The sequence below is a fragment of the Parasphingomonas caseinilytica genome, assembly GCF_036663755.1.
Lineage (GTDB): Bacteria > Pseudomonadota > Alphaproteobacteria > Sphingomonadales > Sphingomonadaceae > Sphingomonas.
Genome location: NZ_JAXOJL010000020.1, coordinates 1 through 7576, shown reverse-complemented (window position 1 = coordinate 7576; position 7576 = coordinate 1). Strand labels below are relative to the sequence as shown.

The window sequence follows — 7576 nt, the reverse complement described above, 5'->3', positions numbered from 1 at the left end:
ACTCGCGTCGTCCGGCTGGCGTTCCTCGCGCCGGCCATCGTCGATGACGCGCTGGCTGGTCGCCAAATCGCGGCAATCGATGCCAAGCGATTGGCGTTTACCGCTGATCTGCCGGTCAATTGGGAGAAGCAGGTAAAGCATTTTCGATGCGACGGTCGGCCGTAAAGTGTGGGCGGCCTTGATGACGACACAGGATGCGATCATTCAGGCGTCGTCCCGGTGCCAATTCTCAGACCCTTGACGCGGTGCCGGGGCACCGAGCGGGTGCGAAACGAGGAAATCTGATGAAAACGACGCTGAAGCTCTTACCGATCGCGTTGATCGCCGCGCCAGTTCTGGCGCAAAAGCTCTCTTTCAAAGCCGTTCAGCCTGACCCCGCCGCAGTCCGTATCATGGACGTCTATGCCCGTTGCGTCGTCGCTCGTAACCCAGATCAGGCAATTAAAATTATCTCGTCTGATTACCGTACCGATCTCTACCGGGCCGAAATTCGAGACTTGGCAATGAAGCAAAAAAGCTGTGTGCCACGAGCGGGGAAACTCAAATTTCAGCCGGTGATATTCGCCGGCATGATGGCTGAAGATCTTATGCGCCGGAGCCATGCAGATATATCTGATCTCGGCCGCTTACCTACTCCGTCCAAGTTCAACGGCGCGATTGAATGCGTTGTTCAGACCGAGCCAAAACTGGTCTCTGAACTTTTTCGCACAACGCCGGCGTCGAGTGAGGAGCTCACAGCGATTTTCCGGCTACAACCGACGCTGAATGACTGTCTGCCGCGTGAGCAAGCTCCGCTTACAAACAATGTCATCCTTCGCGCGCAATTAGCTTTGGCCAGTTACCGGTTCATGATGTTGAACAGTTCAGGAGTGTGATCGATCGACATGACAGGCATTTCTAGTCTGCTGATCGCTGCGGCGCTAATCACGACCGGCAATACCGACGACAGGGCATACGCGGCTTGCCGAAAAGAAACGCCGGCCCAGCATAGTGGAGGCTGTAAGTGGCGTAGCGGCAGCTTTTTTGCCGGAAACGGCTCATACTCAACCCGAAACGCGTTTCGCCGTGGACGCCCCGGTCGGGTCGTTATAGTTCATCCAGCGGTATCCGGGCCGTCCGAATGGATTCCGGAGCAGGCGAAGGCGATTCCGCTGCGTGTTGCCGATTTATCGGCAATCGACGGCGACTATAAGGTCTGCGTCCTGACGCGTGTCGCCAACCCCTACGTTGAGGGCGGCAAACTCGACACCGCGTGCCTAGCAGGCGCGAAGCTCCTAAGCCTCGGCTCTATCGCTTGGACATTCTCAGATGCCGAGGCCCACAGACGTCCTTAGAGTACCGCCTCATGACGGAGGCGAATCCACCACGCCGACATTTTGGTGGAGCAAGGCCGAATACGGATAGAGCGACTGCTCACCGCCGCGCCGAAAATCGACGTTCATTCATTCGATTTAGCCCACCTGCTCGCTGCCTTCAAACAGCGAACCACTCTCAAAAAGCCGCCGGCCATCCGGCCAGCGGCTCTACGCCCGGGTCAATCGTAGCGTCTCATGCGAACTGGACGTTAGGATTGACCCTGCGCTTCCGGCGTACGGCCGCACCCGTTATCCCAAACCCCAAGATCATCATCGCCCAAGTCGCCGGCTCCGGCACCGCGGCGATGGTCGCAGAAAAAGTGAGATCCTGGGAGCCGTTTACAACTTGAGCAAAGACGAGCTCATCCAGATTGGCACCACGCGCGTTGCCGATGATCGCGCGACCGAGATTCGGATTTGCATTCGAAGCTGCGCACGCGGGTCCGCCGATAAATGGGTTGCAGGACGCGACGTTCGCCTGGCCGGTGCCGGTGATGTAATATGTGCTGAGAAAAGCGACGTAGTTCTGCCCCGCAGTCAGCGTGACGTCTATCGGGTTGAAGTCGAGTATCCCAGAGGAGCCTGCAATCGATGCGCTGCGCCAAATCTCGGCGCCCGGGGTAAATGTCGAGGTAAGCGGCCCGTTCAAGGCGTAGACGATCGCCTGGACCGAGCTCAACGTTGATCCGCTGAGCAAGCTGAATTGGAGGTTGGTCAGGCTGCCGGTAACAGGGGCGGCGAAGCTCTCGCCGATAAAAACCGTCTGACAAGCACCGCCCTGATATGGCCAACCACAAAGCGGGCCGACGTTAGAACCGGTATTTGGATTGCTGACAATTTCAGCATGAGCGGTGGTGGCGCCCAAGGCCATGAAGGCGATAGCGGCAAGGAAACGCGTCTTCATGTAAATCACCCCCGTGGTAAATTTTGAGATACGGATTTCGCTCTCGAGGACATGCTTGCTCCGAGTGCTTCACCCCAATTGTCGCAATCGGGAGAACCGATGGCGTAGCTGCCATCGCACGCGGTGATGACGCTTTGACGACGACGGTTCAACGGGCAGTGAAATACTATCCGAGCTTCAGGGGCCGGCGGTGCCTACCGTTTAATTATCGGCTTGCCACGCGATGTCAGCTCTCAAACCGTTACTAGTGCTCTAGTCGCCTCCGTACAATTTCCACATCGCGCTTGATCGTATGATTATAGAGTATGTCCGAACGCTATATTGCGGCGCTGCGACCCGAGCCCGATCTCAAGGGACACTAGGATATCCATGCGAAAAATGCGCAAGTCTAGCTCGACGTCGTCTTCGCATCGAGGCGGGAAGCCCTCGATTGCGTTGCCGTTCTCAATTTTGGCGCGATTCAATAGACACGGCAAAAGAAGCCGATCAGCTTATTGTAAATTTGCGTCAGGCGCTTGACTGTGTAGATTAAGTTTGGTTCCCTTCTAAGGCGGTCGATTTTCCGGCGCCGCTATGTATGGCTTTCCTTTTTGTGATTTGGAGCTCTTTTTATGAAAATGCGCTTTATCGCAGCTGCGCTGTTCGCCGTATCGCCTGTCGCTATTCCCATCGTCATCCAGTCGGCCGCTGCTCAACAGGCCGCGCCACCAATGAGCAACCGCGCAACTTTGGCGGAAAAGCATGTTCGAACTCTTCTCAAGAGCGCGGCTCCCGGCGCTAAGATGGATTACAGCATTCTGACCGACGAGGTCGGAAAGGCTGTTCGGGAGCATCCCGAAGGGGGCGAAATGATCATCAAATTAGGCACCCCGCAGACCGTTACGTATCTCGGGGATCCTCCTGGTGGCTATCTGTTCCGCATCACCTTTTCGACCGCGAAGATCGACTTTTTCTTATCGTTGAACTCGGCGGGCAAGATTAGCTCCATGTATTATCATCCAGCCGTAGATACGCCCTCCTAACCGTAAACTGGACCGGTGGGTCGCCTGTTGGCGCCGCGTCGCGCGGTCGCAAACTTGAGACGACCGTCATCTACGCTTAATAATACTGTTGCGGGGGAGCGAAGCCGCTGGCCGAAAGGCTGGCGGCTTTTTGCCGCCGTTCATTGGATTTGCGGAATTGCCCGGTGACGGGATATAATCATAGCGCAGAGTCACGCGCGCCCTCAGTTCACATTCCGGTTATGAAATTCTATAACTTGGGATCGATAGCGTAGTCCCCAAGATGACGGGCAAGCCCAACTGCAGCAGCCCAGGTCCAGAAGGCCCCGCTCAGGACATCGTATCAGCTCGCCGAAACCAGTCATTTGTTCAAGTTTCCTGACCAATGGGTATCGGCTGAGCATCCCGAATTACGAGTATGTTCCCTCGAGTAGGCCGTCGCCTGCCGTGTTGAAAGTCGACAATCAAAGCGTTGGCCCTCGCCTGCCTTAGTGTATGATCCTCCTATGTTCCGCGACGCCACTTCCGACGTTTCTGCCCAAGCCGCCCTGTCGGGGTACGGTCCGGCTGCAGTTATCGCATTCGACTTTGTAGTAATCGACGTCGAGACCGCATGCTCCCGCGTCAGCAGCATCTGCCAGATCGGCATCGTCGGCTTTCGCAGCGGCGCGGTCGCGTTCGAATACGAGACCTTGCTCGATCCGCACGATCACTTCAGTAGCTTCAACACCCGCATTCACGGCATCGCCGCCGACCATGTCGCAGGTAAGCCGTGCTTTGCCGACGTGCACGAGGTTATTGACGGACACCTGGCCGGGCGAATCACTGTTGCACATTCTTATTTCGACAAAGGCGCGTTGGCGGCGGCCTGCCGCGTGCACGAGCGGACAATGGTCGAGACGACCTGGCTCGACAGTGTGCGCGTCGCGAAGCGTGCCTGGCCCGAACTTCCCAGCCACAAGCTCAACGTGGTGTCGAAACACCTCGGCATCCCGCTCCGGCACCACGACGCCCTGAGTGACGCTCGCGCCGCAGGTATGATCGTCGTCAAAGCCATCGACCATACAGGCATACCGCTCGCAGAGTGGCTGGCGCCCCCGGCAGGGCAGCGCGCCCCTCCGGCGCCACTCCCTGCGGCGGAGGGTCCATTCAAGGGTCACCGGGTGGCGATCCTCGGCCAGCCCCGCAACGGCGCGCTCGCTCACCAGCTAGCGGGCGGCGGTGCGCGGATCGTCGCCGGCGTCGGCACCACGACAACGATCTTGGCGGTTATCGGCCAGGAGCCGTTCGGCTATGTGCGGTACGACGCGCAATTCCGGCGTGCCTTGGAATTGCAACGGTCTGGCCGCGCGATTCGGATCATGTCCGAGCGGGAAATCATGGAGCGTCTCGCCTAGCGTTGACGCGAAGCCGTCGCCGTCCGGCACCTCGACAACGGCGGAATGGCGCACCACATCCAATCGGTCATGACCAGCTATGCCAAAACCGACGAGGCCGTCGCTGCCCTCACACCCGAGCAGTTTCGCATCACCCAGCAGAACGGGACCGAGCGTCCCGGCACCGGCTCACTGCTGAAGAATAAGCAGGCGGGCCTATATGTCGACATCGTCTCGGGCGAGCCGCTGTTCGCCAGCAACGACAAGTATGAGTCCGGCTGCGGATGGCCGAGCTTTACCAAACCCATCGATGCTGCAAACGTTAAGGCAACGCGCGACTGGTCGATGCTCATCCCGCGCACGGAAGTGCGCTCCGCGCATGGCGACAGCCATCTCGGCCACGTCTTCAAGGATGGACCACGTGACCGTGGTGGCCTGCGCTATTGCATCAACTCGGTCGCGCTTCGCTTCGTAGCACGGGCCGACATGGCTGCGCAGGGCTATGGCGTCTATCTCGACCAGATTGAGGAGCCGCCCTCGATCACCCAGCGAGCGGTGCTAGCCGGAGGCTGCTTCTGGGGCATGCAGGATTTGATCCGCAAGCTCCCGGGCGTCGTCTCGACGCGCGTTGGTTATTCGGGCGGCGAGGTGCCGAACGCGACGTATCGCAACCATGGCAACCACGCCGAGGCGATCGAAATCGTTTTCGACCCCGCTCGCACGGATTTCCGAGCGTTGCTCGAGTTCTTCTTCCAGATCCATGACCCGACGACGGTGGACTGGCAGGGCAACGACCGCGGCGCGAGCTACCGCTCGGCGATCTTCTACACCGACGACGCGCAGAAGGCTGTCGCCGAGGAAACGATCGCGGACGTCGAAGCGTCGGGGCTCTGGCCAGGCAAGGTCGTGACCGAGCTTTCCTCCGCAGGCGACTTCTGGGAGGCCGAGCCAGAACATCAGGATTATCTCGAGCGCCGACCCAACGGATACACGTGTCACTTCGTCCGGCCAAAATGGAGCCTGCCACGGCGGACGCCTGCTGTCGGGAGCGAGGCTGCCGCCGGCTAAGTACAAGCTAACCCAAATGAGCCCCGACGCGGCGGCAGGGACCTAAACGTGGACACCCAGAAACTTGAAGGCGCGTCCTTAAAGCGGGACTCTTAATCATGCACGATAGTGTCTGAGGATTTTGAGCGCTGAATCTCGGGCGGCCTTACCAGCGACAAAGGATCGGTTCGGCGCTCCCTAATCGGCCACCCGCCGCAACTTGGCAGAAGCAGTGCCGACTTCCACTTCCAGCGTTTGCGCGCGCGGGTCCAGCGCGATCGCAGGAATGTCGAATGGCTCCACGTCACTCGGATGATAGGTGAAGCGGAAGCTATTCGCAGTCCGAGGATCAAAGTCGAACATCGCCAGTACCGTTCGGTCAGCAAGGCGCATGATCGAAACCCTGGTGCGTGGCACCTTCTCGGCAGCCCGATTGACATGCCGGCCATCGCCCATGGCATAGAGCCCCGATGCGTTCGGCCATGTGACGCCCAACCCCTCAGCTGGCGTGCCGTCCGCATTGGTCGCGGTTACCGAGATAGCGACCTTGGGATCAAGCGTTGGAGAACCGATAGGATCCAACCGCGCGAGACTAGGCCGGTTGTGAATGTGTATGACACCGCCATCGACAGTCCAGAAGCCTTCCGCCTTGATGAAGTCGCTATCGGCGGGGCCGGTCGTGATACGGTACGGCGCGGTGTTATCGGCGTTTAGATGCACGTCGATCTTAAAGTTGTCGCTTTTCTCTTCGTAATGATAGCGGCCAACCAGCACCCGCTGATCGGTAATGAACACCGGCAAGCTATTTGACGGCAGTTGAGCGATCGCGGGGGTGCACAAGGCGATAAGCACCGCAACGCCGCCCCAAATTTCACATTTAAATTTACGCTGCATGAAGACCCCCCACCCTCCGGGAAAGACAGCCGAGAGACGGGGTACGTTCCCGGTGAACGGACACATTCGATCTTTGGTGCAGCGGCGGCGACTGAGTGCGCCATGCTTAAGTCGGTGCTTCAGCGCCAGCACCGACTGAAATGTCCGAGTATTAATTTTCACAATCGATATGCGGTGTTTGACGCGTCACAATGTCTACCGACCCAGTTGCAAATTTCTGAGGGATTGAGCACGCTTTTCGAATGATGAGGATTCTGCTTGTGTTTCTGGGCCTGACGGCGTCGGCGGCCGTGATCGCTGCGCCATCGGTGCCAGTCGGCGTCACACGACAGCTGCCTGCGGGATACAAAGTGCTCACAAGCGTTCGCATGACCGCCACGCGACCAACCCGTAACTTCCAGATCATAGCGATTGGGCGGAAGGATGAGGGTTTCCGAGCTCGGTCCGGGAGTGCTGTCGCACGGCCACTTTTGATCTTCGAGCGGCAAAAAACGAGGTTCGCGCTGGTTGGTCGAAACGACAATGTACTCCTGAAGGCAAACGAGGGCGGGCAATGCGACCCGTTCCTGGATGACGGCGGTTCGATATCTGTCAAGGGACGCTTCTTTACCGTCGAGAATGGCGTAGCATGCGGCCAGCACTGGACCGATTTTGTCACCTTTCGCCTTGATGATCGAGCAGGCTTTGTTTTCGACAATGAGCGATCGGAATCGTGGTCGCTGAATTCTAGCAATGATCCCGGTGCCGAAGCGATGGTCCGGGACGGCCCACAACGGCTGCAACGCAGCCAGCCAGGCCACGTCGTGTCGTTCGAGCAATGGCGGAGGACACGCTAAGGCCGATCCTTACGCCGATGAGATCACATCTTTGTTCCTGCAGGCCGGCTAGGCTCAGGACTCGTTGATCAGAGCCAGAAGATGACGGTTGCGGCGAGCGCGATGGCTGAGAAGAAGACGGTTGGGCATCGATCATAGCGTGTGGCGACACGGCGCCAGTCCT

The 7576-nt window shown here is 58.6% G+C and carries 8 protein-coding genes and 1 pseudogene; 5 read left to right on the top strand and 4 right to left on the bottom strand.

Annotated elements, in window-relative coordinates; translation table 11 throughout:
- Positions 1-204: hypothetical protein (locus U1738_RS20200; RefSeq protein ID WP_332790830.1), on the bottom strand; the 204-nt coding region annotated here is incomplete at its 3' end.
- An 80-nt stretch (positions 205-284) separates the two neighbouring features.
- On the opposite strand from U1738_RS20200, the gene U1738_RS20195 reads away from it, so the two are divergent.
- Positions 285-875 carry a hypothetical protein gene (locus U1738_RS20195; RefSeq protein ID WP_332790829.1) on the top strand — a complete coding sequence of 197 codons (591 nt, stop codon included), beginning with the start codon at positions 285-287 and terminating at the stop codon, positions 873-875.
- A gap of 673 nt (positions 876-1548) precedes the next feature.
- Here U1738_RS20195 and U1738_RS20190 read toward each other — a convergent pair.
- On the bottom strand, positions 1549-2259 hold the full coding sequence (locus tag U1738_RS20190; RefSeq protein ID WP_332790828.1) for a PEPxxWA-CTERM sorting domain-containing protein: 711 nt from the start codon (positions 2257-2259) through the stop codon (positions 1549-1551).
- 611 nt (positions 2260-2870) lie between these two features.
- Between U1738_RS20190 and U1738_RS20185 the strand changes: the two genes are divergently transcribed.
- The 3 genes from U1738_RS20185 to U1738_RS20175 all read left to right on the top strand — a co-directional run bounded on the left by U1738_RS20185 (position 2871) and on the right by U1738_RS20175 (position 5704).
- Positions 2871-3281: a hypothetical protein gene (locus U1738_RS20185; RefSeq protein ID WP_332790827.1), complete on the top strand. Its 411-nt coding sequence runs from the start codon at positions 2871-2873 to the stop codon at positions 3279-3281.
- 485 nt (positions 3282-3766) lie between these two features.
- Entirely contained in the window at positions 3767-4657 is an 891-nt protein-coding gene (locus U1738_RS20180) for a 3'-5' exonuclease (RefSeq protein ID WP_332790826.1), read from the top strand.
- A gap of 69 nt (positions 4658-4726) precedes the next feature.
- Positions 4727-5704 carry a bifunctional methionine sulfoxide reductase B/A protein gene (locus U1738_RS20175; protein ID WP_332790825.1) on the top strand — a complete coding sequence of 326 codons (978 nt, stop codon included), beginning with the start codon at positions 4727-4729 and terminating at the stop codon, positions 5702-5704.
- A gap of 177 nt (positions 5705-5881) precedes the next feature.
- Here the strand turns inward: U1738_RS20175 and U1738_RS20170 are convergent, their stop codons facing one another.
- Positions 5882-6577 (bottom strand): hypothetical protein, encoded by a 696-nt coding sequence (locus tag U1738_RS20170; RefSeq protein ID WP_332790824.1) that lies wholly within the window; start codon positions 6575-6577, stop codon positions 5882-5884.
- Positions 6578-6837: 260 nt separating this feature from the next.
- Between U1738_RS20170 and U1738_RS20165 the strand changes: the two genes are divergently transcribed.
- Positions 6838-7413, top strand: coding sequence for a hypothetical protein (locus U1738_RS20165; RefSeq protein WP_332790823.1), 576 nt, complete (start codon positions 6838-6840; stop codon positions 7411-7413).
- A 68-nt stretch (positions 7414-7481) separates the two neighbouring features.
- Here U1738_RS20165 and U1738_RS20160 read toward each other — a convergent pair.
- Positions 7482-7576 (bottom strand): annotated as a pseudogene (locus tag U1738_RS20160) (IS5 family transposase); the annotation flags it as partial.

Excerpts from the sequence above, each read along its gene's own strand:
- U1738_RS20195 (WP_332790829.1), top strand. The coding sequence starts at position 285 with ATGAAAACGACGCTGAAGCTCTTACCGATCGCGTTGATCGCCGCGCCA.
- U1738_RS20180 (WP_332790826.1), top strand. The coding sequence starts at position 3,767 with ATGTTCCGCGACGCCACTTCCGACGTTTCTGCCCAAGCCGCCCTGTCG.
- U1738_RS20175 (WP_332790825.1), top strand. The coding sequence starts at position 4,727 with ATGACCAGCTATGCCAAAACCGACGAGGCCGTCGCTGCCCTCACACCC.
- U1738_RS20185 (WP_332790827.1), top strand. The coding sequence starts at position 2,871 with ATGAAAATGCGCTTTATCGCAGCTGCGCTGTTCGCCGTATCGCCTGTC.
- U1738_RS20170 (WP_332790824.1), bottom strand. The coding sequence starts at position 6,577 with ATGCAGCGTAAATTTAAATGTGAAATTTGGGGCGGCGTTGCGGTGCTT.
- U1738_RS20190 (WP_332790828.1), bottom strand. The coding sequence starts at position 2,259 with ATGAAGACGCGTTTCCTTGCCGCTATCGCCTTCATGGCCTTGGGCGCC.